The sequence below is a fragment of the Subtercola sp. YIM 133946 genome, assembly GCF_036553535.1.
In the GTDB taxonomy this organism is placed as follows: Bacteria; Actinomycetota; Actinomycetes; order Actinomycetales; family Microbacteriaceae; genus Subtercola.
Genome location: NZ_JAZHPE010000005.1, coordinates 1 through 24690 on the forward strand (window position 1 = coordinate 1; position 24690 = coordinate 24690).

Sequence of the window (24690 nt, forward strand, 5' to 3'; positions counted from 1 at the left end):
CAGCGGGGGTCGAGGGGGGTGGTTTCGATACGCCCGCTGCGCGGGCTACTCAACCAGCGGGCGGATCGAGACCGGGGGTCAGACCGAGGTCAGCTGGCGGTCGTGGCCGGTGACGCGGATGGCGCGGTTCACCGAGCTGACCACCGCCTTCAACGATGCCGTCGAGATGTCTGCGTCGATGCCGACGCCCCAGTACGTGACACCCTCGACCTGGCACTCGACGTACGCCGCCGCGAGGGCGTCGCCACCGGCGCTGAGGGCGTGCTCGACGTAATCGAACACCTTCACCTCGACACCCTCCTGCGCCAGCACGTCGAGGAAGGCAGCGATGGGTCCGTTGCCGTCGCCGACGATCGACCGGGTCTCGTCGCCCACTCGCAGGTCGACGGCGAGCGACGTCTGGCCGCTGAGCTCGCTCGACGTGCTCGTGCGGGTGAGCTCGAACCGGCCCCACTTCGCCTCGGCGCGCGACGCGGGCGCAGGCAGGTACTCGTCTTGGAAGATCTCCCAGATCTGGTCGCTGGTGACCTCGCCGCCCTCGGTGTCGGTCTTCGCCTGCACCACACCGCTGAACTCGATCTGCAGGCGCCGAGGCAGGTCGAGCGCGTGATCGTTCTTCAGCAGGTAGGCGACCCCGCCCTTGCCCGACTGCGAGTTGACACGGATGACCGCCTCGTACGACCGGCCGAGGTCTTTCGGGTCGACCGGCAGGTAGGGCACCGCCCAGACGAGCGAGTCGACGTGCACGCCCTGGGCGGCCGCGTCGGCCTCCATGGCCTCGAAGCCCTTCTTGATGGCGTCTTGGTGCGAGCCACTGAACGCCGTGTAGACCAGGTCGCCGGCCCAGGGGCTGCGCTCGTGCACCTTCAGCTGGTTGACGTACTCGGCCGTGCGGCGAACGGCGTCGAGGTCGCTGAAGTCGATCTGCGGGTCGACACCCTGCGTGAACATGTTGATGCCCAGTGCGACGAGGTCGACGTTGCCGGTGCGCTCTCCGTTGCCGAACAGGCAGCCTTCGATGCGGTCGGCACCCGCCAGGTAGCCGAGCTCGGCGGCCGCCACCGCGGTACCGCGGTCGTTGTGCGGGTGCAATGAGAGAATCACGTTCTCGCGGTGGGCGAGGCGGCGCGACATCCACTCGATCGAGTCGGCGTAAACGTTCGGCGTGGCCATCTCGACGGTCGAGGGCAGGTTGACGATCACCTTGCGCTCGGGTGTCGGTTCGAACACCTCGATGACCTGGTTCGTGATGTCGAGCGCGAACTCCAGCTCGGTGCCGGTGTAGCTCTCGGGGCTGTATTCGTAGTAGACGACCGTCTCGGGGATGGTCTGCTCGTACTGCCGGCACAGCCTGGCGCCCTCGAGCGCCAGGTCGATGATGCCCTGCTTGTCGCTCCTGAACACCACGTCGCGCTGCAGGATGCTCGTGGAGTTGTACAGGTGCACGATGGCCTGCTTGGCGCCCACCAGCGACTCGTATGTGCGCTCGATGAGGTGTTCGCGGGCCTGTGTCAGAACCTGGATGGTCACGTCGCCCGGAATCGCGTTCTCTTCGATGAGGCTGCGCACGAAGTCGAAGTCGGTCTGGCTCGCGCTCGGAAAGCCGACCTCGATCTCTTTGTAACCCATGCGCACCAGCAGGTCGAACATGATGCGCTTGCGCTCGGGGTTCATCGGGTCGATGAGCGCCTGGTTGCCGTCGCGCAGGTCGACGGCGCACCAGCGCGGGGCATGGGTGATGGTCTTCGACGGCCACGTGCGGTCGGGCAGGTCGACGCCCAGCGTCTCGCGGTACGGGCGGTACTTGTGCACCGGCATGGCGGTGGAGTTCTGGTTGTTCTTCACGGGTTCTTCCTCACGTCTCAGTGTGTGCGTCTGGGTGGATCAGCCAATGACGAACTCCGCGACGAGGAAGGCTTTATGAAAGCTCGTCGCGGCAGCTAAGAAGGAGCAGACCGAAAAACACCCTCCGAGGCTATCACGATCCGCGCGGCGACGCGGAGACGGTCACGAACCGCGCGAGGCCAGCAGCGCGATCGCCTGGCGCGCCGACAGCGTGGGCACGTAGGCCCGGGCGAGCGCGACCCCCACGGCCGGCAGGGTGAGCGGGTCTGCATAGGCGAGGTAGAGGGGCACGTTCTGCGGCCGGAACTTCTGCTTGAACGCAAGCAGCGACTGAAAGCCGTAGACCGGCTCGAGCGCCCGCCCCAGCACGTCGAGCAGCGCGGCGCGGGCTCCGCCCTCACGCGCGGCGCCCTCGCCGGCAGCGGCTCCCCCGTCTTCGGTGTGGGCGAGCGGCGCGGCCGACAGGCTGACGAAGCGCAGCCCCTCGCGCTTGGCGGCGAGGATGCTCTCGCCGATCGTGAACTCCATGACGCCGTTGATCGCCCCCGGCCGCCGGCGCATGAAGTCGAGCGTGTAGCCGACCACCGTGTCGTTCTCGAACGTCGGGAGCCAGCTGGTCACGCCCAGCACCCTCTCGTCGGCGTCGACCGCCAGCACCAGCCGCACCTCGGGGTCGGTCAGCTCATCGACCCCGCCGAGGGTGAAGCCCATCTCGGGCAGCTGCTTGTCGGCCACCCAGGCCTCCGAGATCTCGCGCACCTGAGCCGCCTGGCCGAGGGTCAGTCGGGAGAAGGAGGTGAATTCGGCCCGGATGCCGAGCTTGGTCGCCTTGTTGATCGCGGTGCGCACATCCTGCATCTTCTTGCCCTCGAGCGAGAAGGCGGCGAGGTCGATGCGAGCCTCTTCGGCGATCTTCATCATCGACCAGTGCAGGCCCGCGAAGACGGGGGCGAGCTCGGCCGAGACGACGTAGAACACCGGGGTCCAGCCGTGCCGCGTGCAGAACGCGGCGAACTGCGCGATGGTCTCGGAACGGGCATCCCGAGCCGTCGGCGCACCGAGCCGCTCGCCACCCAGCGGCTCGCCCGTCGCTATCGCGACCCCGTTCACCACCCGGTAGGCGATGGCAGACCCCTGATCGGGCGAGAACCAGTAGTGGTGGCCGCGCCAGGTCGTGATCCACGAGAGCGAACCGGTCGCGCCCTGGTGCAGCAGCGTCCGGATGCGCCCGGCCTCGCCGCCCGCCTGCCCGAGGCGGTGCCGCGACACCGAGAGAACGGCCGTCACCGCCACGACGAACCAGAACAGCGGCCCGACCCACTCGTACACGAACTGGGCCGGCCCGCCGTTCGGAAACACGTCGACCCGCTCGAGCGAGAGAAACCCGACCGGCATGAACCGCTCGGGCAGGTCGTAGAGCAGGTCGGCCAGGTTCACGGCCGGCGCGAACTGGTCGCGCAGGGCGTAGGCCACGACGAGGTAGACGGCCGCGATTCCGACCAGCGCGCTGGCGATGATGATGAAGAACCGCGGCGTGGCGCCGAACGTGGAGTCGACCGGAAAGATGCGCAGGCTGCCCACCAGCAGTGCGGCGATGAGCAGGGGCACGAGCACCGAGACGAACACCGACACGCTGGCCTGGTCGAACGTGCCGTTCGAGAAGTCGAAGAACGAGCCCGTGCCGAGCGCCGGAATCACCCCGTAGTAGGCCACGCCCAGCACGGTGAGAAACAGGTTGACCGCGACGGCGAGCCAGAGGGCGACGCGACGGCCGCGCAGGATGCCGAGCGCCGCGATCAGCAGCACGACGAGCGGCAGCACGGTGACCAGCACCGGGCCGAGCCCGTCGAGCCGGGCGGCCGCGTGCGCGTCAGAGCAGTCGTCGCCGTAGGCCGCCGCCGCGCACTGGGCCGCAAGGGCAGCCGAATTCGAGAGGGTGTCTCGAAAGAGCAGGCCGAGCGGCTGCAACGGGCCGAACCCGTTCGGTGCGACAACGGTGATCACGGGGCCGACAGCCGTGATCGCCACCAGGGCCGCCAGCAGAGAGCGCTGCTCGCGATGGGTGCTGCGGTAGCGGGTCGGCTCTCCCGCTCGCCCTCCCGGTCGTCGCCGCGCGCGCACGCGCCAGAGCGCGGCCCCGAAGGCCACTCCCACGACCGCCGCGAGCAGCCGGTACAGGTCGACCGGCAGCCCCGAGTACAGCACGAGCATGAGCAGCACAGTGAAGCCCAACACGCGGATGCGCCGCCGCAGCAGCGGCCCGGCGAACGCGCTCGCCGCCATGATGGTGCCGACGATGGGGGTGATCGGGTCGATCGTGGCGTACGACCGAACCTGCTCGGCCACCACGATGCCGAGCCACAGCCCGACACCCTGCAGGGCCAGGCCGAGACCCCCACCGAGAACGGCGACGACGACGTAGCTGACCGCAGTGCGCCAGGTGCCCATCAGTCGCTCGGCCGCACCCAGCATGATCAGGATGATCGGCACCACGATGAGAATGTGCAGCGCCCTGGCAGCGAACAGCACCGAGGTGATCGCCGCGAACCAGTGGTGCTGCCCCACCACCGAGTCGAAGCTGAACGAGAACGCCGGGTCGAACAGCCGGTACAGCGATGCATGGAAGACCAGCTGCAGCACGCCCACGACGATCGCGACGCCCACGATGACCCAAGTGAACGGTATCGAGGCCGCCCAGCGGCCGACGGCCCTCGAGGCGACGACGGCACGTTCTGCGGCGCTCACGAGGCCAGCCCGAAGTGGTCGGCGAGCAGGCCGAACCCGCGCGCGAAGGCGTAGGTTGCCGTGGTGTAGTCGTGGGCGCTGCCCGGCGCCTCGAAGTAGGTCACGGTCATCCCGGCGTCTCGAGCGGCCTGCGACACGGTCAGGGCGTAGGGCCCGTACATGTCGTCGTTCTGACCGACCGAGAACACTGCGAAGGTGCCGGCGTAGGGTGTGTGTTTCTTCAGAATCGTGAGCGGCTGGGCGTCGAGGTAGGCAGCGCTGTTACCGGCGAACCCCTGTTCGACGGTGGTCGACTCGTCACCGAGCGACGGCACGAGCTCGCCCGACACATCGAGAATCGAGCCGAAGAGCTGCGGATGCCCACCACCGAGCTGAATCGAACAGGTGCCGCCCTGCGAGAACCCCGCGATGCCCCAGCCGGCGGGGCCGGGCGCCACGGGCAGGGTGGCCGAGATCCAGTCGACCACGTCGACAGTGAGGTAGGTGGCCGAGTTGCCGAGCGGCCCGTCGACGCACATCGGGTTGTCGTCGGGCGCCCCCAGCTGGTCGGGCGCCACCACGATCGGAGCCAGGCCGTGATGCGCGTGGGCGTATGCATCGAGCGTCTCGATGAGGTGTGCCGAGACGAGCGGGTCTGACGGCTGGCCCGGCTGGCCCGACATCGTGATCACCACAGGCAGGCCGGGCGGATGCGCGGTCAGGGCGGCCGGCGGAAGATAGACCAGCGCGGGGCGGGCCACGAAGCCGCTCGCCGTGCCGGGAATCTCGACCTCGCTGACCCGGCCGGTCGCCGGCATGTCGGCCGGGGCGTTCCAGGCGGCGGCGATCGTCTGCCCCGCCGGCGGTGGCGGCCCGGCCTTGGCCAGCGTGCCGAGCGGGCTGTCGGCGAAGGGCGAGATGCCCAGCAGCGCGTCGACCGTGGGGTACGTGCCGATGTCGATGTTGAGGCTCATCGCGGTGGCGGCGGCGATGACCACGATGGCCAGCGCAGACAGCACCCTGCGCCACCACCGGGCAGCGACCAGCGAGCACACGCACACCGCCATGAGGCCGAAGCCGATGCTCACCCAGGCCAGGGCCACCACCGAGAGATCCACGCCGAACAGGTTCAGCCCGCTGGTGACGACGAGGGCCGTGAGCCAGCCGATCACCGCCCCGCCGAGCAGCGCGATCGCGCTGGTGACCGACCAGCGCCGCCTGCTCCACCGCGGGCCCGGCCGCACAGCGAGTTCCACGACGACGAGCACGGCGGCCACCGCGTACACGATCACCACGAACGCGCCCGCGACGATGCTGACGGTTCCGAACGAACCCATTGCACTAACCCTTACTCGAACCCCGACCTGCGGTGCACAGCCCGGGCCGCACAGCCGAACGGCACCGTGATCGGGCCGTGCCGCGGCACGGCGATCAGAAGCGTACCGTCACCAGAACCCTGTCATCGAATGCTGTCTATCTGGTGTTAGCGTGACCGCAGTACGCTGGGGTGACCGAACCGAAAGGCACAGGGCCACAGATGACGACGTTCAGCCACGAGCGGGCAGGCGCATGACCGCGGCGCAGAACATCCTGATCGCCGGGGGCTCGGGCTTCATCGGCACCGAGCTCACGAAGCAGCTGCGCGAGCACGGCCACCGCGTGGTGCTGCTGGTGCGGCACCCGACGCACGACCCCGACGAGCGCATGTGGGATCCGGATGCCGGCTGGCTCAACCCCGAGACGGTGCAGCGCGCCGACGCCGTCATCAACCTCTCGGGCGCGTCGATCTCTCGGCTGCCCTGGACCTTGGCGTACAAGCGCACCATTCTCGAGTCGCGCGTGAATGCGACGACCACTCTGGCCTCGGCCATCGTGAAGTCGGCAAACCCGCCCGCGGTGTTTCTGAGCGGCTCGGCTGTCGGCTACTACGGCGACCAGCCCGGCGTCGTGCTGACCGAACAGTCGCCGATGGGCGAGGGGTTCCTGCCGAAGGTCGTCGACTCGTGGGAGCGGGCATCGCGCATCGCGGCACCGGTGACACGGGTCGCGAATATTCGCACGGGGGTGGTCATCGGGCAGGGCGGCCTGGTGGGCACGCTGAAGCTGATCGCCAAGCTGGGTGGTGCGGGCCCCCTGGGGTCGGGCGCACAGCACTGGCCCTGGATCAGCCTCTACGACGAGGCCGCGGCCATCCGTCACCTGCTCGACTCGGGGCTGTCTGGCCCGGTCAACCTGGCCGCGCCCACCTCGGCGACCGCTGCCGAGGTCATGAAGACCATCGCCCGGGTGGAGCACCGGCCCTACTGGCTGCCGGCCCCGGCGTGGGCGATAAAGGGGGCGCTGGCCGACGCCGGTCGCGAACTCATTCTGGCCGACCAGAACATGTCGTCGCAGCTGCTCACGGCCGACGGTTTCGGGTTTCGTGACACCGTGCTCGACGACACCCTCGAGACGGCTCTGGCCGCCGCCTGACCAGCTCGGCGCGGGCCGGCCGCGGGTGCGCGGGCCAGCCGCGGGTACGCGGGCCGGCCGCAGGTACCGGGATGGCGCCGGCCCAGGTCGGCTGCGGGTGCCGGGCCCGATCACCCGGCCGCGTCAACGCGCCGACACTGCTCAGGCCGGCTGCGGCTGCCGGTGGTAGAACGCGATCGCCTGGCGCAGCGCCTTGCGCGCCCGCTTGCGGTCGCCGCTGGCGTCGTAGGCCAGCCCGAGCCTGAACCATGCCTTCCACGACTCGGGGCTCGCATCGACCTCGTCTCGGTACGTCTCGAAGTCAGCGTCGGCCGCATCGCGGAACGGGCGGCCGCTGGGCCGCTTCGGCAGATCGTCGACCGGAAGCTCGCCGTTGTCGCGCAGGATGCCGACGAGCTTCTGCGTCGTGAACCCGAACAGCAGTTCGCGGTAGAGCGCCCAGGCCCCGATGACCGGCAGAATGATCAGCGCGAGCCCGATACCGACGCCGGCCGGAACCCCGGTGCCGATGAAGAGCAGCGCGTGCTGAAAGACGAGCACGAGGTACACGACCAGGATGACCGCCATCACGAGGGCGGCGATGCGCCGCTTCATGCGATGGTCGCGGTGGCGGCCTGGCCCGACACCGTCTCGGGCTCGGCCACCCAGCCGGCGTCGGGCGCTGCGGCGGGCTGCGCCGAGGCGGCCAACAGCTGGTCGAGGCGAAGGAGCTTGTCGAGGCCGACCGTCACCCCGCGTGCGCTGCGGGCGGCCTCGAGGCCCAGCAGGATGCCCCGCTCGTACGAACTCGTCGAGATGGTCTCGTGCGTGAGGGTCAGCACCTCGCCCGTTCCGCCGAAGATCACGTCTTGCTTGGCGACCACGCCGGCCAGCCGCAGGCTGTGGATCGGCACGCTGGCGACCTGCTGCCCGCGGGCGCGCTGGTCGGTGTGCGGCGCCGAGACCGGCCCGATGCCGGCCCGGGCGGCGGCCATCAGCTCGGCGGTGCGCACCGCCGTGCCCGATGGCGAGTCGAGTTTCGCTGCGCCGTGCGCCTCGACGATCTCGATCGAGTCGAAGAACTGGGCGGCCATCGCGGCGAACGAGGTCGCCAGCACCGACCCGAGCGAGAAGTTCGGCACGATGACGACGCCGGTCGACGGCTCAGACCCGAGGCTGTGTTCGAGGCGCAGGATGCGGTCGCCCGACCATCCCGAGGTGCCGACCAGCACGTTGATGCCGTGCGACACGGCGAAGTCGACCACGCTCTGGCTGGCCCCGGGCACCGTGACGTCGACGGCCAGGTCGGCGCCCTGCATCTCGGAGAGCTCGCTCGCCGAACCCAGTTCGGCGAACAGCTCGAACTCGGTGTGCGCGGTCACGATCGCGCTGACCAGCCGGCCCATCTTGCCTGATGCGCCGACGACAGCGACCTTCGTACTCATACAGCCAATCTACCAAGCCGTTCTGGGTGCCACGGCGACGTCGTAGGCTCGACGGGTGAAGCTGCGCGAGACGAGTGTGATCTCGGCCGACGCCGTTCGGCTGCTGACCGAGTACTTCGAGAGCCGTGCGCTCGGCTTTCCGGCCGACCAGGGTGTCTACCACGTCGCGTTCCCGCCGCCAGAGCATTTCGTCTCGCCACGCGGCGTGTTCGTGCTGGTCGAGACCGATGACGGCCGCGCGATCGGTTGCGGGGGCATCCGGCGCATCGCCGACGGGCCGGCCGGCGAGGTGCGGTACGAGGTGAAGCATGTGTGGGTCGAGCCCGGGTTCCGCGGCAACGGCTGGGCGGGCATCCTGATGGCCGACCTCGAAGATCGTGCGCGGAGGTTCGGTGCGCACGAGATCGTGCTCGACACCAACGCCAGCCTCACCGCCGCCGCCCGCCTGTACGCCCGGCTCGGCTACCGTTCGATCGACGCCTACAACGACAATCCGAACGCCACGAACTGGTACGCCAAGTCGCTCTGAACGCACGAGGGTCGAGGCACAGAAGGTGGTGCGGGCTCGCGGGTTCAGGCGTGGGTGCGGCTCAGGGGTTCAGGCGTGGGTGCGGGCTCGCCGGTTCAGGCGTGGAGGCGGGCTCGCGGGTTCAGGCGTGGGCGCGCAGCAGGCGCTAGCTGAGCGTCGCGACCGTCGACTCAGTACGGCTGGGCGTCGGCCATGCCGGTGCGCAGCTCGACCGGCAGATGCCCCAGGTCGTTGTGCGCCACCAGCTCGGGCATACGCCCGCTGCGGTACCGGATGATCGTCAGACCGCAGTTCGCCTGGTTGACCCCGACCCAGCGCCAACCCGGCGCACTGAGCGCCTCGCGCACGAACCAGCCGATGACGAAGTTGTGCGTGATGAGCAGGTCGTGCGTGGTCTCGCGCGACGGAGTGAGAAACTCTGCCACCGCGTCGGCCATCTGTGCGCGACCGGCATCGACCTCTTCTTCGGTGACCGAGTTGAAGAACGGCTCGAACGAGTGCGGCATCTCGGGTGAGTACTCGGTCGGCACGCAGTCGAACAGCAGCGGTGTCGGCTTCGGGTCGAGGGCCGGCAGCTGCTTCGCCATGATGGCGGCCGTGTCGGCGGCGCGCTGCAACGGCGAGTGCCACACGGTGTTGAACGGCACGCCGCCCAGCCGGTCGGCGATCAGTCGCGCCTGGCGTTCCCCGCGCGGTGACAGCGGCCCGTCGGCCACTCCGTATTCGGCGTCGACCTGCTCGCCGTGACGCACGAGGTACAGCATGTGCCCCAGGTTCACGATGCCACCGGCTCGAGCTCGTCGGTGTCGGCACTGTCGGCGGCGGCGGCAACCACGCCGACGGCGGCTGCGGCGTCGAAGGCAGCAACGGCGTCGAAGGCATGCTCGTCGAGCGCTCCGACCGCCGCGATCGACAACGGTCGCGCCGCGATCTCCTGCGCCAGCCGCTGCACGTCGGCCGGGGTGACCTCGTCGAGCCGGCGCAGCGCCTCGTCGAGGTCGGCGAACTCCCCCGTGGTGAGTTCAGAGCGGCCGAGCCGCGACATCCGTGTGTCGGAGTCTTCGAGGGCGAGGGCGGCCGAGCCCGAGAGCTGCCCGCGGGCTCGCGTGAGTTCGTCGGCCGTGATGCCGTCGTCGGCGAGACGACCGAGCTCGGTCAGCAGCAGCTCGGCCACCTGGCCGGCGTTCTTCGGCGAGCAGCCGGCGTACATGCCGAACACCCCCGCATCCGAATACCCCGAAGCGAAGGAGTAGACCGAGTAGGCGAGGCCGCGGCGTTCGCGCACCTCCTGGAACAAGTGTGACGACATGCCTCCGCCCAGCACCGAGTTCAGCACGCCGAGCGCCGAGCGCCGGTCGTCGGCGGCCGAGAATCCCGGGTAGCCGAGCATCAGCACGGCCTGCTCGTTCGGTCGTTCGGTGAGCGAGAAGGCCGAGCCGCGTTCGATGGTCGCGAGCGTCGCCGTTCGCCTGGCCACCGGGGCGGCCCCGGCGTCGAGCTGCCAGCCGCCGGCGCTGACGGCGTCGGTCACCGCGGCGACCAGCTCATCGTGGTCGACGGCACCCGCCACCGTCACGACCAGGTCGTTGGGCCGGTAGTTGGCACGGTAGTGATCCCAGACGGCGTCGCGCGTCACAGCGCGAATGGTGTCGCTGTCGCCGCCGACGGGCCGGCCGAGCGGATGCCCGCCCAGAACGGCCTCGAACAACCGCTCGCCCAGCACATCGTTCGGGTCATCGTCGGCCATCGCGAGCTCTTCGAGGATGACGCCGCGCTCGTTCTCGAACTCGCTCCGTTCGAGCAGCGACGACGTGAACATGTCGGCGAGAACCGAGACCGCCATGGGCAGGTCGCGGTCTTGCACCTTGGCGTAGTAGCAGGTGTACTCCTTGCCGGTGAGCGCATTGTGCTCACCGCCGACCTCGTCGAACGCCACGGCGATGTCGAGGGCTGTGCGCGACGCGGTGCCCTTGAAGAGCAGGTGCTCGAGAAAGTGCGTCGACCCGTAGCGGGAGGGAACAGCCGCCGTACCGGCCCCGGCGGGCACGGCGCCGAGCTCGTCGCGCGAACCGACTGCCACCCAGAAGCCGACGGTCGAGCTCCGCGCACCCGGCACCCGTTCGCTCAGAATGCGGATTCCGCTGGGAAGCACAGAACGCCTGACCAGTGCGTCACCGGATGCGGTGAAAGACAGCTCGGGCAGATCGAGGGGAAGAGCAACAGCACCGTTCATCGTCATCCACCCTAGTCGACCGCGCCTTGTACGGCCCCGGGTCGAGACCTGATCGAGGGGTGTTCCCAGCCTGAGTCAATCCATGGCGTCGTGGATGCTGCGGGCCTTCGTGATGCCGTAGCTGTGGGCCGGCTTCATTCCGAGCACGATCTTGCCGCGGGCGTGTCTCGTCTCGAGGTCGTCGAACGCCTCCTGCACCAGGCCGAACGGGTAGTACCCCGAGATGAGCAGCGAGATCGCGCGGGAGCCGGCCAGGTCGGCGAGCATGCCGAGCACCTGCGTGTTGTGGGCGGCGGCCTCGGCGTCGGGCACGATGGCCGCGAGTTCGCACGCCTTGCGGTCGTCGCTCGAGGTGAAACGGGAGGGGTCGACCCCGAGGGCCGCCGAGATGTCGGCGCCGTCGACGCCGAAGTTGTCGAGATAGGCCGCCACCCCGTTCGGCGCCAGCTTCTCGATGCGCTCGGCGAGGCCGTCACCGTAGACGACCGGCTTCACCCCGAGCTGGCGCAGGTAGTCGAAGTTGCGTTCGCCGCAGGTGCCGATGACTGTGGCGCCCTTGAGCTTGGCGAGCTGGATCTCGATACTGCCGACTCCCCCGGCGGCCGCCGACACGACGATTGCGTCGCCCGGCCTGATATTCACCGATTCGATGGTGTCGTAGGCCGTCAGCCCGGCGAGGAAGAGCGCCCCGGCGACCTCCCACGGCAGATGCTTCGGCTTCACGACCAGGTTCGAGGCCGGCACCACCACGTGGTACGCCTGCGATGAGAGCCGTGCGTGGCCGAGCACCTCGGCGTTGCGGCGCAGCGTGGTCACGCCCTCACCGACCTCGAGCACGATGCCGGCGAAGTCACTGCCCTGCGTCTGGTTCTCGGCGCAGTCGATGTGGTCGACGAACTGGCCACGGCGAATGTACGCCTCGATGTGGTTGATGCCCGCGACCAGCACCTCGACGAGCACCTCGCCGGGCCTCGGGTGCGGCATCTCGATCTCGACGAGTTCGAGCACGTCCACTCCGCCGAAGGCCTGGAACGAGACGGTCTGGGTGCTGTTCGCGATTCTGCTCATGCCTCATCATGTGCCTGCGCGGCCCCTGCGCCGTGGCCTTGCGCGGGGCCGCCCGATGTGCAGTGCCGGCAGATGTGCAGTGCCGGCAGATGTGCAGTGCCGGCAGAACGACGGATGCCCGTCACCTGCACCTGCGAACAGGGCGGGCGACGGGCATCCGTCGTTTCAGCTGTGTCGCGTCAGATCAGACGACGGCGCCTTCGGCAGGCTCGACGGGGCCCTGGCTGTGCGCAGCCGAACCCTCGGTGTCGGCCGGGTCGGCCTCGTCGATCACCGGAGCGAGCGAGAGCTTTCCGCGGTCGTCGATCTTGGTGATCTCGACCTGGATCTTCTGGCCGACACCGAGCACGTCTTCGACGTTCTCGACACGCTTGCCACCGGCGAGCTTACGAACCTCGCTGATGTGCAGCAGGCCGTCTTTGCCGGGCATGAGCGACACGAACGCACCGAAGGTCGCGATCTTGACGACCGTGCCGAGGAACCGCTCGCCGACCTCGGGGTTGAGGGGGTTCGCGATGGCGTTGACCGCCATGCGAGCAGCCTCGGCCGACGGGCCGTCGACCGCACCGATGTAGACGGTGCCGTCTTCTTCGATCGAGATGTCGGCGCCGGTGTCGTCTTGGATCTGGTTGATCGTCTTGCCCTTCGGGCCGATCAGCTCACCGATCTTGTCGACGGGAATCTGCACCGAGATCACGCGGGGCGCGGTCGGGGCCATCTCGTCGGGGGTGTCGATCGCGGCGTTCAGTACCTCGAGGATCGCGGTGCGGGCGGCCTTGGCCTGGCCCAGTGCGCCATCGAGCACCGACGTGGGAATACCGTCGAGCTTGGTGTCGAGCTGGATGGCCGTGATGAACTCACTCGTACCGGCGACCTTGAAGTCCATGTCGCCGAGCGCGTCTTCTGCACCGAGGATGTCGGTGAGGGCCGCGTAGCGCGTCTCGCCGTCGACGGTGTCGGAGACGAGGCCCATGGCGATGCCGGCGACGGGGGCGCGCAGGGGCACACCGGCGTTCAGCAGCGACAGGGTGGATGCACAGACCGAGCCCATCGAGGTGGAGCCGTTCGACCCGAGGGCCTCACTCACCTGGCGGATGGCGTAGGGGAACTCCTCACGCGACGGCAGCACCGGCACGAGGGCGCGCTCGGCCAGGAAGCCGTGCCCGATCTCGCGACGCTTCGGGGTACCGACACGGCCGGTCTCACCGGTCGAGTAGGGCGGGAAGTTGTAGTGGTGCATGTAGCGCTTCTTGGTGATGGGGCTCAGCGAGTCGATCTGCTGCTCCATCTTCAGCATGTTCAGCGTGGTGACACCCAGGATCTGGGTCTCGCCGCGCTGGAAGATCGCCGAACCGTGCACGCGAGGGATGACCTCGACCTCGGCGTCGAGCGGACGGATGTCGCTGAGGCCCCGGCCGTCGATGCGGATGCCGTCACGCAGGATGCGGCCGCGAACGACCACCTTGGTGACCGACTTGTACGCGGCGCTGAACTCGGTGAGAACGCTGGCCGGCAGAACGCCCGCCTCGACCTTCTCGGTCAGGGCGACCTTCGCCTCTTCCTTCACCGCGTCGTCGGCGTCTTGACGCTCGATCTTGTCGGCGATCTGGTACACGTCGACGAGCTTGTCGTAGGTGAGGCCGGCGACGTTGTCGTAGGTCTCCTTCGAGTAGGGCAGGAAGACCGGGTAGTGTGCGATCTCCTTCGCCGACTGCGAGGCCAGAACGGTCTGCGCGCCGACGAGCTGCTTGATGAACGGCTTGGCGGCCTCGAGGCCCTGGCTGACGACGGCCTCGTCGGGCTTGGTCGCGCCGGCCTGGATGAGGTTCCAGCTGTGCTCGGTGGCCTCGGCCTCGACCATCATGATCGCGACGTCTTCGTTGCCGTTGTTGTCGGTGACGACACGGCCGGCCACCACGATGTCGAAGACAGCCTCTTTGAGCTGGTCGAACGTCGGGAAGGCGACCCACTGGGTGCCGATGAGCGCGAGGCGCACGGCGCCGATCGGGCCCGAGAACGGAACGCCCGAGATCTGGCTCGAGGCGGATGCCGCGTTGATGGCCAGTGCGTCGTAGAACTCGCCCGGGGCGATCGACAGCACGGTGATGACGACCTGCACCTCGTTGCGGAGGCCGGTGACGAACGACGGGCGCAGCGGCCGGTCGATCAGGCGGCAGACGAGGATGGCCTCGGTCGAGGGGCGCCCTTCGCGGCGGAAGAACGAGCCCGGGATCTTGCCGGCTGCATACGAACGCTCTTCGACGTCGATGGTCAGCGGGAAGAAGTCGAAGTTGTCTTTCGGGTGCTTCGAGACGCTGGTCGCGCTCAGCAGCATGGTTTCTTCATCGAGGTAGGCGGCGACGGCACCCTGTGCCTGCTGCGCCAGACGACCCGTTTCGAACCGGATCGTGCGGGTGCCGAACGATCCGTTGTCGAGAACGGCTTCGGCGAATTTGATTTCTGGACCCTCCATGTGGGGGTTTTCTCCTTTATTTTTTGTTCCGCACCATACCGGCGCGAAGAACGTCGCATTCCCGTGTGGAACACGATCCTCCTGGGAGCAGGGGCAGATTTTGAGAAAATGCCGCAGCAGCTCCATTTGTAGCAAGATGAGTCTATCAGCGCACCGCTCCGGCCGGGCGGAATCGCCGCGAACGGCGCGCTGGGGGGATCTCTACAGGAAGTTGCACTGCATGCGCACCACCGTTCACCGTGGAACACTGACCACCGCCGCGCTGCTCGTGGCGCTCGCCCTCGCGGTCGGGGGCGCCACCGCTCCCGCTCTCGCCGACGAGACTCCGTCGCCCTCCCCTGGCCAGACCCACGAGCTCGGCTCCTCCTTCGGCGCGAGCGACACGCCCGGCGCGAGCGACACGCCCGGCGCCAGCGAGACTCCCGACGCGAGCGACACATCCGGCGCAGGCGACTCCTCGGCAGCTGCCTTCACACCCTCGGGTGTTCCGGGTTTCGACGTGAGCAGCTTCCAGCCGAACGTCGACTTCGCCGCCGCCTATGCCAAGGGCGCACGCTTCGTGTACATCAAGGCGACCGAGAGCTTCAATTCGACGAACGACATCTTCCAGAGCCAGTGGAACGGGGCGACGAACGCCAACCTGATCCGCGGCGCCTACCACTTCGCCGATCCGTTCGAATCGAACGGCACGAAGCAGGCCATGTTCTTCCTCGCGCACGGAGGTGCCTGGACGCCAGATGGCAAGACCCTGCCCCCGGTGCTCGACATGGAGGCCAATCCGTACGGCGCCGTCGACGGCGATCACTGCTACAGCAAGACCCCGGCGCAGTTGGCCGTCTGGGTGAGCGACTTCTCGAACACGGTGCTGCAGCGCACGGGCATCCGGCCGACCATCTACACGAACACCGACTTCTGGAAATCGTGCATGAACGGCAACCCGAACTTCGGCGCGAACCCGCTCTTCTTCGCCACGCGCGGAGTCAGCACGCCGGGCACACTTCCGGCCTCGTGGTCGACGTACACGTTCTGGCAGTACGCAGACGACTCGAAGAAGCCTGTGTTTCCGGGCGACCAAGACGTCTTCAATGGAAGTCTCGCGGCCCTGAAGGTGTTCGCCGCGAACGCGACGCCCGACAGCAACTACATCACCGCCCTGTACCACGACTACCTCGGCCGGGCGGCCGGCCCGACCGAGCTCGCCGGCTGGGAGACCAACCTGGCCGACGGTGCGCCCCGCAGCTCGGTGGCTGCCGGGTTCGTGAACAGCGACGAGTACCGGCTCATCCGCATCGACGCCGCCTACCAGACCGTTCTCGGCCGCGCGGCAGAGCCAGGGGGGCGACAGAGCTGGCTGAGTGCGATGCACAGCGGCGGCATCACGACCGACGACATCGAGACGTCGCTCTACGCCTCGGCCGAGTACTACCAGAAGAACGGCAACAGCGACGTCGGCTTCGTCACCTCGCTCTACCAGAATCTGTTGCACCGCGACGGCACGAAGTCGGACTACGCCTTCTGGGCCGGCCTGGTCGCACAGAACGGACGGCCGTGGATGATCGCCCAGTTCTGGGACGCGAACGAAACGATCAGCGCGCGGGTCAGTGCCATGTACCAGCTCTACCTCGGGCGTGTACCCGACGCGGCCGGGCTGCAGGGCTGGGTGAACGTGGCGCTGCAGATCGGCGACTCGGGGCTGCGCTCGGGCTTCACCAGCAGCACCGAGTACTACAACCGCAGCCAGTCGCGCACCTATTGATATCGAATATATGACACCGAATATGATGTTTGCTCAGGGACGAGAGGAGTCGTCGTGAAGACTTTGTCGAGGCTGGCCCTGCCGCTGGCCGTCACCGCGCTGTTGGTGGGCGGCGGCGCGGGTGCGGCCCAGGCGGCGACGACGCCGACCCCCGTGCCGTCTGCCGCCGCGACGCCGACCGCCGGCGCAACGCCCACGTCAACGCCGACACCGCCGCCCACGCCCAGCGCGACGCCGACGCCGACGGCCGCCGCGACACCGACACCGACACCGACGCCCACCGCGACGCAGACACCGCCGCCTACGCTCGCCCCCGCGACGGTTGTGAGCGACCCCACGCTGGCCGAGCAGAACGCCGCCCACGACCACAGCATGGGGTCGACCATCCCTGAGTTCGAGCCGGGCAGTGCCACCGGCGACGCCACCACGCTCAGCCCCCAGGGCCTGCAGGAGAACGCCCAGGCCGCCCTCGCCACCCACGTACTCGGCATGGACGTCAGCGGCTGGCAGCCCACGGTCGACTGGAACGCCGCATGGGCGAACGGCGGCCGCTTCGTCTACATCAAGGCCACCGAGAGCAACGACTACACGAGCAGCCATTTCGCCGCCCAGTACAGCGGCGCGACGGCGGTCGGCATGATCCGCGGTGCCTACCACTTCGCCAACCCGCACGAGTCGACGGGCGCAGTGCAGGCCAACTATTTCGTGAACAACGGCGGCGGCTGGAGCGCCGACGGCCGAACCCTGCCGCCGATGCTCGACATCGAGTACGACCCGTATGCCGGCTCTGACGGCACCGACGCCTGCTACGGCCTCAACTCGGCGCAGATGGTGGCCTGGATCGCCGACTTCTCAAACACGGTGCTGGCCCGCACGGGCATCCGGCCCACCATCTACACCACCACCGGGTGGTGGAAGACCTGCACGGGCAACAACGGCGCGTTCGGCGCGAACCCGCTCTTCATCGCTCGCTGGCCCCAGAACATGTCAGACGGTGCCGGCGCCCTGCCGAACGGCTGGAACAGCTATGCCGTGTGGCAGTACGCCGACGCCGGGGTCTTTCCGGGCGACCAAGACCTCTACAACGGCGACTACTCCGCCCTGCGTGCCTTCGCCTCGAACGGCACCGCCCCGGCCAACGGCACGACGCTCGACAGCAACTACATCACGGCGCTGTACCACGACTACCTCGGCCGGGTGCCGTCGGCCAGCGACATCGTGTTCTGGGAGAACGCGCTGGCCGACGGCGCGCCGCGCAGCGACATCGCCGCCGGGTTCGTCAACAGCGACGAGTACCGGCTCATCCGCATCGACGCGGCCTACCGCTCGGTACTCGGGCGCAACCCCGACCCGGGCGGCCGGCTGAGCTGGCTCGACGCCATGCACCGCGGCGGCATCACGACCGACGACATCGAGACGCAGCTCTACGGGTCGGCCGAGTACTACCAGGCGCACGGCAACACCGACAGCCTCTTCGTCGCCTCGCTGTACTCGACCCTGCTGCACCGGCAGGGCACAGCGTCTGACTACGCGTTCTGGTCGGCACTCATCACGCAGCACGGCCGCTACTGGGTGATCGCGCAGTACTGGAACGCGAACGAGACCATCAGCCAGCGCGTCAGTGCCATGTACACGCTGTACCTCGGTCGCGCGCCCGACGCCGACGGACTGCAGAGCTGGGTGAACATCGCCCTGCAGATCGGCGACTCGGGGCTGCGCTCGGGGTTCACCAGCAGCAACGAGTACTTCGCCCGGTCACAGAACCGTCGCTACTGACCCGGGCCGCCGCTACTGACCCGGGCCGCCGCTACTGACCCGGACTGCCGTCACTGACCCGGGCCGTGCTCCGTGGGGCCGACGATCGACGGCCCCACGGCCACACGCAGCGTGTACGGCCGCTTCTGGTTCAGGATGCTCGCCGGCACCGTCACGTACCGGCCCTGTTCTGCGAGCGGGGCCAGTGCGGCATCCGCCCGCTGGTCGATCTCACGGGGCAGGTAGCCCGTGCGGTACACGCGCGACCCGATGACGATGTCGACGGCGACCCGGTAGTCACGGCCGAGCCACGCCGTGGCCCGCGGAACCAGCACGGCGGTGAACGGCGACACACCGTGCGCCAGGGCCGCCTCGATGCTGCCCTGGTGACGCTTGCCGTCGACGACCGGCAGCACGTCGTCGGTCTCGCCCTCGACGAGTGTCACGCCGGGCCCCAGCGCGAGGGTTCCTTCACCGTCGCGGCGCAGCGCGAGAACGAACAGCGGCAGCACGAGCAGAACGGCGGCCGCACCCGCGATCAGCAGCAGCACGGTGAGCGCCACCGCGGTGACGACTGGCAGGTCGAGCCGCTCGAAGACGGCGCCGATGAGCGAACCGACCAGAACGACACCGAGCAGGAACGGATCCCAGCGCCACAGGGGCAGCTTCTGCCGTACGGGTCGGGTCATGGTCTCTCTGATCGAATCGGATCGGATCGGGTAGGGTCTGATCGGGTCGGGCCCGGCCGGGCCGGGCCGGGCCGGGCCGCAGGATAGGCCGCGGGATGGGCCGCGGGATGGGAAAAGGGCCGCCTCCCTGCAGGAAGACGGCCCTCTGCCAGCATGAGAAGCCGGTGCTCGACGCGCTGCTGCCAGCGCGCCGCTTCAGTGCGCTCTTATCGGCACGCTGCTTTCGGCGCGCTCTTATCGGCGCGCTGTTATCGGCGCAGGCCGAGGCGTGCGATCAGCGAGCGGTAACGCTCGATGTCGACGCTCTGCAGGTAGCCGAGCAGACGACGACGCTGACCAACCAGCAGCAACAGGCCACGACGTGAGTGGTGGTCGTGCTTGTGAAACTTGAGGTGCTCCGTCAGATCGAGGATGCGGGTCGTCAACATGGCGACCTGAACCTCGGGAGAACCGGTGTCACCTGGGTGGGTGGCGTACTCGTCGATGATGGCTTTCTTGGCATCTGGCGTTAATGGCATAGATGACCCCTTTTCTCTCGTTGCGCGGCGCCCATCACAGGGTGTGTGGGCTCTCTTCATCCGCGGCCGTTCGACGGCAACCTTGCGAGTTTAGCAGAAATCGACGTGACAGGGCTCTAGCCCATACAATGACCGTATCGATGAGTGAGGGCTTGGTCTATGTCAATGGTGGGCTCTTCACGTGACGTCTTGGCCGACATCCTGCTCGGCTCGAGACTGCGCACCGTGTTCCAGCCCATTGTCGAGCTCGAGACCCGCGCCACCGTCGCCTACGAGGCGCTGACCCGGGGGCCGGCCGGTTCGACCCTCGAGAGCCCGGATGCCCTGTTCGCCGCCGCGCGTGCGAACGGCCGGCTCGCCGAACTCGACTCCGCCTGCCGGGTCGAAGCCTTTCGCGCGGCGTTCGCCGCCGGGCTCGACACCCCCCGGGGTCTGTTCATCAATTCCGAGCCCGAGGCGCTCGCCCTGCTCGCCGGCGACGTTCGCCCGACCACTCCGGCCATGGTGCTCGAGATCACCGAGCGACTGCTCACCGGCGACCCCGCGCAACTGCTGCGGTCGATCGACCATGTGCGCGACCTCGGCTGGAGTGTGGCACTCGACGACGTGGGGGCTGATTCGGCATCCATCGCCCTGCTCCCCCTAATCAACCCCGAGATCATCAAGCTCGACCTGCGCCTGGTGCGCGAGATGCCAAACCAGCATGTGGCCCGCATCATGAACGCGATCACCGCGCACGCCGAGTCGACCGGCGCGATCATCGTGGCCGAGGGCATCGAGACAGAGCGGCACCTCGACAACGCCCGCGCGATGGGCGCCACGCTCGGCCAGGGCTGGCTGTTCGGGCGCCCGGTCGACCTGCCGAACCCGCTGCCCAGCATCTCGGGCCTCCCGTCGCCGGTGGTCGGCCTGGCCGAGGCGCCCGGGTCGACCCCGTTCACCATCTCGGCGAGCAGACGTGTGGCACGGGCCTACAGCCGCGACCTGCTGGCCGAGATCAGCCGGCACCTCGAGTCGCGGGCCCTCGCCGGGGGCGACACGGCTGTGGTGCTGTCGACGTTCCAGTACGCCTCGAACTTCGTCGGCGACGTGGCCGCCCGGTACGCCGAGCTCAGCGAGACCGTCGCTCTGGCGGGCATCCTGGCCGCCGACCTCGAGCCAGACCCGACCCTGCCGCGCCTGCACATGGCGGCGATCGCCGACCGGGATGCCCTGCTGCACGAATGGAGTGTCGCCGTCGTGACACCCGAGTTCACGGCCCTGCTGGCCGCCCGCGAACTGGCCCCACAGCCTGGTGCCGGCGCCGATGCCGAGCCGCAGTTCGAGTTCGTTCTGACGCACGACCGGGCCATCACGATCGCGGCCGCGCGGTCGCTCATGGCCCGGCTCTGACCCTGGGGGCTAGGGCGCAGAGGTGAGCTTCAGCGCCTGCCGGGGGCAGAGGCTCACGGCGTCGCGCGCGGCATCCAGTTCGCCCGGCGACAGAGCGACGTCGGAGCGGTCGCCGGGGGCCGCCTGGCGGGCCAACGGGTAACCCCATTCGTCGCGTGCGAGGCGGCCGGCCAGCAGTTCGGTGCAGAGTCCACGGCCGTCGCAGCGGGTCCAGTCGATGTGCAGGCGGGCGGCGCCCACGGCCGGGTGCTCGGTCATCGGGCGTGCACCTCGCAGCGGCCGTCGAGATGGGAACGGACATCCGAATCGAACGCCGTCAGCGCGCTCAGCACGAAGCGGGCCGTGCCGTCGGGGTGCGAGCACGAGCCGCGACCCGTGACCACGTCGGCGAGGCGAACCACCTCGGCGGGCAGGCGTGCGTCGCGGGAACGCGCGGCCAGCCTCGTGAGTACGTCGGCCAGGGCGGGCAGGCCGTTCACGCACGGTCCGCACTGGCGAGCCGACTGGCCGGCCAGGTAGTGGGCGATGCGGGCCGCGGCGTCGAGGCCGCAGCGGTGGGAGCCCAGAACGTGAACGACGCCCGCACCGGGCGCGGCACCGTGCACCGCGAGGGCGGCGCGCGACAGCGGCAGGTCGATGGCGCTCCCCGGCACCCAGCCGCCGTGGTACCCGCCGACGAGCACCGCCGAGACGCCCGGCCATGCGGTCGGCGCAGAGCCGTCGTGGCCCGCCGGCGCGGCCGGGAAGCAGGCGGCCACGATCGCGTCGACCGGTGTCGCGCCGGCGACCTCCAACACCTGGGGCACGGGTACGTCACCGCTCACCGTGACGAGACGCGTGCCGGGCTCGTCTGGCGTTCCCATCGAGCGGAACCACTCGGCCCCGAACCGCGCCACCAACGCCAGCTGCGCCAGTGTCTCGACGTTCTGAACGAGGGTCGGCCGACCCCCGATACCCGACTGGCTGAGGTGCAGCAGGTGGTCGCGGGGCACGCTGACCGAGCGCTCGACGGCGTTCGCGACCGCCGTGGCCTCCCCCGCTACGAACGCCTCGGGCGCCACCGTGAGGCTCACATGGCCGGCGTCGGGGCGCTCAGAGAGGGCGCGCCGAACCGCCTCGTGCGAGGCCGCTGAGACGAACAGCGACACCGTGGATGCCCCGACCAGGGCTGCGCAGAGCAGCAGCCCGTCGATCACCAGGTGCGGGGCCTGCCTGAGCAGGGTCTGGTCTTTGAGGCTCAGCGGCTCGCCCTCGGCCCCGTTCGCCACGACCACCGTGCGCCGGGCCCTGCCCCGCGACATCGGGGTGCCTGTGCTGGTGCCGGTGCCTGTGCTTGTGCCGGTGCCGGTGCCGTCGCTGGACAGCGGTCTGGACAGACCGGCGCTCGCCCGCACCGACGCGAGCTTGCGCCACACCGGAAAGCCCGCGCCGCCACGGCCCTCGAGCCCCGAGCGCCGCAGCTCTTCGATGAAGGCCTCGGCTTCGGAGATCTGCGGCAGTGCGGCGTAGGCCGCCAGGTGCCCGGCGAGCGACGCGTCTGCGGCCCGGAAGAGCCGCGCCGCGCCGGCCGGGGGCGAGACGGCACCCGGAACGGCGCCGCCCGACGGCGTGACGGCGCCCGGAACGACACCGGCAGCGGTACCGGGCAACGCACCCGGCACCCTGGCAGCCATCACCGTCACGAGAGCTCACCTGCCCGAACCGACCGGAACTCGACGAACCGGGCCGACACCCGCCAGCCCACTGCGGCGAGCACGAGAGCGGTGCACACCGCCGACAGCCAGAGGAACCAGGGGCTGGTGCCGTCGGTGCCGTTGCCGATCGCGTGGGCGAGCGCGACGGGCCACATCGCGTAGGTCAGCCAGTGCACCGCCCGGAATACGCGCAGCCCGAGCCGGTTGCGCAGCAGGGCAGTCACCGTCACCGCGACCAGCAGGTCGACGGCGACCGTGCCGAGCCCCTGCCAGAACGGCAGGAAGCTGCCGAAGAACGGCACCACGATGTCGAGCAGGGTCAGCTGGGCGAACGAGTCGAAGAAGAGCGAGACGATGTGGATGAGCAGAAACACGCACGCGACCAGCGACACGTTGCGGTGCACCAGCGTGATCGAGAATCGAGGCAGCCCGGGCAGCGGCCGTCCCGACCGGGTGACGATGCCGAGCAGCACCGAGAGCGTGATCGCAACCAGCGCCACGACGCCGGTGCCGCGCCCGATGGCCCACAGTGCGGCATCCATCAGCGGGCCTGCCGAACGTGCACGCTGTCGTCGTCAGGCCAGCCGCCGAGGGTGAGCACGCGGCCGTCTCGGTTCACCAGGCGGGCCGTGGTGGCGCGCCGGGCGAGCCAGCCGATGGCCCGGTAGCCCCGAACGACGGATGCCGTACTGACCGTGTTCGCCCGAACACAGCTGGCGGCCGAGACGGTCACGGTGCGCCACACCGCATCAGCCGGCAACCCGAGCGCAGGATCGAGGATGTGGTGCAACGTGCGGCCGCCCTGCTGCCAGCGGCGCTTCTGGGTACTCGACGTGGCGAGTGCGTGGCCCGGGGCGAGGGTGACCTGGCTCGCCGGGTCGCCCGGCAGGTCGCACACCGTGATCTGCCAGCCCCCGTCGGGGCCGGGGCCGGCCGTGGCGATGTCGCCGCCGAGGCTGACGAGCACGCCGCTGCCGAGTACGGCGAAGACGCGGGCAGCGGCGAGGTCGGCGGCGAGGGCCTTGGCGGTCGCGCCGAGGTCGAGGCTGAGGTCGGCCGGCACCGTCAGGCGGTTGCCGTCGAGCGTGATGCGTCGCCAACCCGCCACCCGCGGCGTGCTCGTCGTGACGGGCACGCCGAGTACGGTGCGGCTCGGCCGGGCCGCCGGTGCGCCCAGCCCGGTGGTCGGTGCGGGCACCGCGGGGGCGGCGGGCGTGGCGGCGCTCTCGCGGTCGTAGCCGAGAGCCGTGGCGTCGCGGTCGTAGCCTGCAGCCGTGGTGTCGCGGTCGTAGCCGAGAGCGGCGCTGTCGCGGTCGTAGCCTGGAGCCGTGGTGTCGCGGTCGTAGCCGAGGTGTGCGATGTCGCGGTCGTAGCCGAGGTCTGCGAGGGCCGCGCCGAGGGTGGGGTCGACGTCTCCGTCGGTCAGGCGTGCGGCGGCGAGGGCGGTGCGCACGAGCAGGGCGAGCGTGTCGCTGACCTCGACTCCTTCGGGCAGGTCACGGTGCAGACGGTTCAGCTCCGACGTGGCAGCGAACCGGTCGCAGGCCCGCCCGACATCGTCGAGCACGTCGCGCACGATCCCCTCGGCGGCGGCCAGCAGGTGCGGCACGGTGACGACGACGCGCATGGTCGTGCTCCACTGCTGCCACTGCACCGCGGCGGTCTGCTGCACGCCGACGCCCGTATCATCCAGGAGCGTCATCATGACCCCGCCGTGCTGGCGTGCGACGACGAACCCGTGCCGGGAGTGACCGCGCTGCCGGAACTGCCCGAGTCGGCGCCAGAACTGGAGCTGCCCGAGTCGGTACTGGAGCTGCCCGAATCGGTGCCCGAGCTCGAGCTGCCCGAGTCGGCACTCGAGCCACCCGATCCAAAGCCAGAGGATCCGTCTGTCGACGGCGACGACGAGGTCGAGCTGGACGAGCTTGACGTGCTGGTCGAGCTCGACGCGAGCGGCGTGGTCGCCCACAGCGCCACGCTCGTGGCACCCCCGGCGATCAGACCGGCGAGGCTGACGGCCAGCGTGACGAGCCCGGCCCGCCGCCTGCCCAGGTCTCGTGGGTTCATGTCTCGCCTCCGCTGTTCTGTCGCCTCGGCCGCGCAGACCGCGGGCCGTGA

The 24690-nt window shown here is 69.4% G+C and carries 21 protein-coding genes; 5 read left to right on the forward strand and 16 right to left on the reverse strand.

Annotated features, from left to right (window positions below; all coding sequences use genetic code 11):
• Window positions 1-78 precede the first annotated feature (78 nt).
• The 3 genes from leuA to V3W46_RS01140 form a co-directional block, all read right to left on the reverse strand.
• On the reverse strand, window positions 79-1818 hold the full coding sequence (leuA, locus tag V3W46_RS01130; protein WP_443069905.1) for a 2-isopropylmalate synthase: 1740 nt from the start codon (window positions 1816-1818) through the stop codon (window positions 79-81).
• A 189-nt stretch (window positions 1819-2007) separates the two neighbouring features.
• A complete protein-coding gene (locus V3W46_RS01135; RefSeq protein WP_331781243.1) occupies window positions 2008-4590 on the reverse strand; it encodes a bifunctional lysylphosphatidylglycerol flippase/synthetase MprF in 2583 nt (860 codons plus the stop codon).
• Window positions 4587-5906, reverse strand: a complete 1320-nt coding sequence (locus V3W46_RS01140) for an alpha/beta hydrolase (protein ID WP_331781244.1) — start codon at window positions 5904-5906, stop codon at window positions 4587-4589. The genes V3W46_RS01135 and V3W46_RS01140 overlap by 4 nt, the downstream gene beginning before the upstream one ends.
• Before the next feature lie 232 nt (window positions 5907-6138).
• Between V3W46_RS01140 and V3W46_RS01145 the strand changes: the two genes are divergently transcribed.
• Window positions 6139-7041, forward strand: a complete 903-nt coding sequence (locus tag V3W46_RS01145) for a TIGR01777 family oxidoreductase (RefSeq protein ID WP_331781245.1) — start codon at window positions 6139-6141, stop codon at window positions 7039-7041.
• 141 nt (window positions 7042-7182) lie between these two features.
• On the opposite strand, the gene V3W46_RS01150 is transcribed toward V3W46_RS01145, so the two are convergent.
• Together V3W46_RS01150 and dapB are read right to left on the reverse strand one after the other, a co-directional pair.
• Window positions 7183-7635, reverse strand: a complete 453-nt coding sequence (locus V3W46_RS01150) for a hypothetical protein (protein WP_331781246.1) — start codon at window positions 7633-7635, stop codon at window positions 7183-7185.
• The gene (dapB, locus tag V3W46_RS01155; RefSeq protein WP_331781247.1) at window positions 7632-8465 is read right to left on the reverse strand and encodes a 4-hydroxy-tetrahydrodipicolinate reductase; all 834 of its coding nucleotides are present in this window, start codon (window positions 8463-8465) and stop codon (window positions 7632-7634) included. Before dapB ends, V3W46_RS01150 begins: the two co-directional genes overlap by 4 nt.
• 55 nt (window positions 8466-8520) lie before the next feature.
• Between dapB and V3W46_RS01160 the strand changes: the two genes are divergently transcribed.
• Window positions 8521-8994, forward strand: a complete 474-nt coding sequence (locus V3W46_RS01160) for a GNAT family N-acetyltransferase (RefSeq protein ID WP_331781248.1) — start codon at window positions 8521-8523, stop codon at window positions 8992-8994.
• A 170-nt stretch (window positions 8995-9164) separates the two neighbouring features.
• Here the strand turns inward: V3W46_RS01160 and V3W46_RS01165 are convergent, their stop codons facing one another.
• From V3W46_RS01165 to V3W46_RS01180, 4 genes are all read right to left on the reverse strand, one after another.
• Entirely contained in the window at window positions 9165-9767 is a 603-nt protein-coding gene (locus V3W46_RS01165; protein ID WP_331781285.1) for a histidine phosphatase family protein, read from the reverse strand.
• A 2-nt stretch (window positions 9768-9769) separates the two neighbouring features.
• Window positions 9770-11233, reverse strand: a complete 1464-nt coding sequence (locus V3W46_RS01170) for a M16 family metallopeptidase (protein WP_331781249.1) — start codon at window positions 11231-11233, stop codon at window positions 9770-9772.
• A gap of 69 nt (window positions 11234-11302) precedes the next feature.
• A complete protein-coding gene (locus V3W46_RS01175) occupies window positions 11303-12295 on the reverse strand; it encodes an NADP-dependent oxidoreductase (protein ID WP_331781250.1) in 993 nt (330 codons plus the stop codon).
• Window positions 12296-12479: 184 nt separating this feature from the next.
• Window positions 12480-14768, reverse strand: coding sequence for a polyribonucleotide nucleotidyltransferase (locus V3W46_RS01180; protein WP_331781251.1), 2289 nt, complete (start codon window positions 14766-14768; stop codon window positions 12480-12482).
• A 220-nt stretch (window positions 14769-14988) separates the two neighbouring features.
• Between V3W46_RS01180 and V3W46_RS01185 the strand changes: the two genes are divergently transcribed.
• Together V3W46_RS01185 and V3W46_RS01190 are read left to right on the forward strand one after the other, a co-directional pair.
• Window positions 14989-16524 (forward strand): GH25 family lysozyme, encoded by a 1536-nt coding sequence (locus V3W46_RS01185; RefSeq protein ID WP_331781252.1) that lies wholly within the window; start codon window positions 14989-14991, stop codon window positions 16522-16524.
• Between the two features lie 54 nt (window positions 16525-16578).
• Complete coding sequence (locus tag V3W46_RS01190; protein WP_331781253.1) at window positions 16579-18300, forward strand: GH25 family lysozyme; 1722 nt, start codon at window positions 16579-16581, stop codon at window positions 18298-18300.
• A gap of 50 nt (window positions 18301-18350) precedes the next feature.
• On the opposite strand, the gene V3W46_RS01195 is transcribed toward V3W46_RS01190, so the two are convergent.
• Both V3W46_RS01195 and rpsO read right to left on the reverse strand, forming a co-directional pair.
• Window positions 18351-18968, reverse strand: coding sequence for a hypothetical protein (locus V3W46_RS01195; protein ID WP_331781254.1), 618 nt, complete (start codon window positions 18966-18968; stop codon window positions 18351-18353).
• A 248-nt stretch (window positions 18969-19216) separates the two neighbouring features.
• Entirely contained in the window at window positions 19217-19486 is a 270-nt protein-coding gene (gene rpsO / locus V3W46_RS01200) for a 30S ribosomal protein S15 (protein ID WP_104243121.1), read from the reverse strand.
• Window positions 19487-19645: 159 nt separating this feature from the next.
• Between rpsO and V3W46_RS01205 the strand changes: the two genes are divergently transcribed.
• Window positions 19646-20878 (forward strand): sensor domain-containing phosphodiesterase, encoded by a 1233-nt coding sequence (locus tag V3W46_RS01205; protein WP_331781255.1) that lies wholly within the window; start codon window positions 19646-19648, stop codon window positions 20876-20878.
• 9 nt (window positions 20879-20887) lie between these two features.
• Here the strand turns inward: V3W46_RS01205 and V3W46_RS01210 are convergent, their stop codons facing one another.
• The 5 genes from V3W46_RS01210 to V3W46_RS01230 are packed head-to-tail and all read right to left on the reverse strand — an operon-like array spanning window position 20888 to window position 24639.
• Window positions 20888-21136, reverse strand: a complete 249-nt coding sequence (locus V3W46_RS01210) for a ferredoxin (protein ID WP_331781256.1) — start codon at window positions 21134-21136, stop codon at window positions 20888-20890.
• Window positions 21133-22551 (reverse strand): NADH-ubiquinone oxidoreductase-F iron-sulfur binding region domain-containing protein, encoded by a 1419-nt coding sequence (locus V3W46_RS01215; RefSeq protein ID WP_331781286.1) that lies wholly within the window; start codon window positions 22549-22551, stop codon window positions 21133-21135. The genes V3W46_RS01210 and V3W46_RS01215 overlap by 4 nt, the downstream gene beginning before the upstream one ends.
• A 5-nt stretch (window positions 22552-22556) precedes the next feature.
• Window positions 22557-23114: a ferric reductase-like transmembrane domain-containing protein gene (locus V3W46_RS01220; RefSeq protein WP_331781257.1), complete on the reverse strand. Its 558-nt coding sequence runs from the start codon at window positions 23112-23114 to the stop codon at window positions 22557-22559.
• Window positions 23114-24277, reverse strand: coding sequence for an FAD:protein FMN transferase (locus V3W46_RS01225; protein ID WP_331781258.1), 1164 nt, complete (start codon window positions 24275-24277; stop codon window positions 23114-23116). The genes V3W46_RS01220 and V3W46_RS01225 overlap by 1 nt, the downstream gene beginning before the upstream one ends.
• Window positions 24274-24639, reverse strand: coding sequence for a hypothetical protein (locus V3W46_RS01230; RefSeq protein ID WP_331781259.1), 366 nt, complete (start codon window positions 24637-24639; stop codon window positions 24274-24276). Before V3W46_RS01230 ends, V3W46_RS01225 begins: the two co-directional genes overlap by 4 nt.
• Window positions 24640-24690: the final 51 nt, after the last annotated feature.

Bases quoted from the DNA above. Each gene is read 5' to 3' on its own strand.
- leuA (WP_443069905.1), bottom strand. From the start codon at position 1,818: ATGCCGGTGCACAAGTACCGCCCGTACCGCGAGACGCTGGGCGTCGAC.
- V3W46_RS01140 (WP_331781244.1), bottom strand. From the start codon at position 5,906: ATGGGTTCGTTCGGAACCGTCAGCATCGTCGCGGGCGCGTTCGTGGTG.
- V3W46_RS01145 (WP_331781245.1), top strand. From the start codon at position 6,139: ATGACCGCGGCGCAGAACATCCTGATCGCCGGGGGCTCGGGCTTCATC.
- V3W46_RS01150 (WP_331781246.1), bottom strand. From the start codon at position 7,635: ATGAAGCGGCGCATCGCCGCCCTCGTGATGGCGGTCATCCTGGTCGTG.
- dapB (WP_331781247.1), bottom strand. From the start codon at position 8,465: ATGAGTACGAAGGTCGCTGTCGTCGGCGCATCAGGCAAGATGGGCCGG.
- V3W46_RS01170 (WP_331781249.1), bottom strand. From the start codon at position 11,233: ATGACGATGAACGGTGCTGTTGCTCTTCCCCTCGATCTGCCCGAGCTG.
- V3W46_RS01175 (WP_331781250.1), bottom strand. From the start codon at position 12,295: ATGAGCAGAATCGCGAACAGCACCCAGACCGTCTCGTTCCAGGCCTTC.
- V3W46_RS01180 (WP_331781251.1), bottom strand. From the start codon at position 14,768: ATGGAGGGTCCAGAAATCAAATTCGCCGAAGCCGTTCTCGACAACGGA.
- V3W46_RS01185 (WP_331781252.1), top strand. From the start codon at position 14,989: ATGCGCACCACCGTTCACCGTGGAACACTGACCACCGCCGCGCTGCTC.
- V3W46_RS01195 (WP_331781254.1), bottom strand. From the start codon at position 18,968: ATGACCCGACCCGTACGGCAGAAGCTGCCCCTGTGGCGCTGGGATCCG.
- rpsO (WP_104243121.1), bottom strand. From the start codon at position 19,486: ATGCCATTAACGCCAGATGCCAAGAAAGCCATCATCGACGAGTACGCC.
- V3W46_RS01205 (WP_331781255.1), top strand. From the start codon at position 19,646: ATGTCAATGGTGGGCTCTTCACGTGACGTCTTGGCCGACATCCTGCTC.
- V3W46_RS01210 (WP_331781256.1), bottom strand. From the start codon at position 21,136: ATGACCGAGCACCCGGCCGTGGGCGCCGCCCGCCTGCACATCGACTGG.
- V3W46_RS01215 (WP_331781286.1), bottom strand. From the start codon at position 22,551: ATGGCTGCCAGGGTGCCGGGTGCGTTGCCCGGTACCGCTGCCGGTGTC.
- V3W46_RS01220 (WP_331781257.1), bottom strand. From the start codon at position 23,114: ATGGATGCCGCACTGTGGGCCATCGGGCGCGGCACCGGCGTCGTGGCG.
- V3W46_RS01225 (WP_331781258.1), bottom strand. From the start codon at position 24,277: ATGATGACGCTCCTGGATGATACGGGCGTCGGCGTGCAGCAGACCGCC.
- V3W46_RS01230 (WP_331781259.1), bottom strand. From the start codon at position 24,639: ATGAACCCACGAGACCTGGGCAGGCGGCGGGCCGGGCTCGTCACGCTG.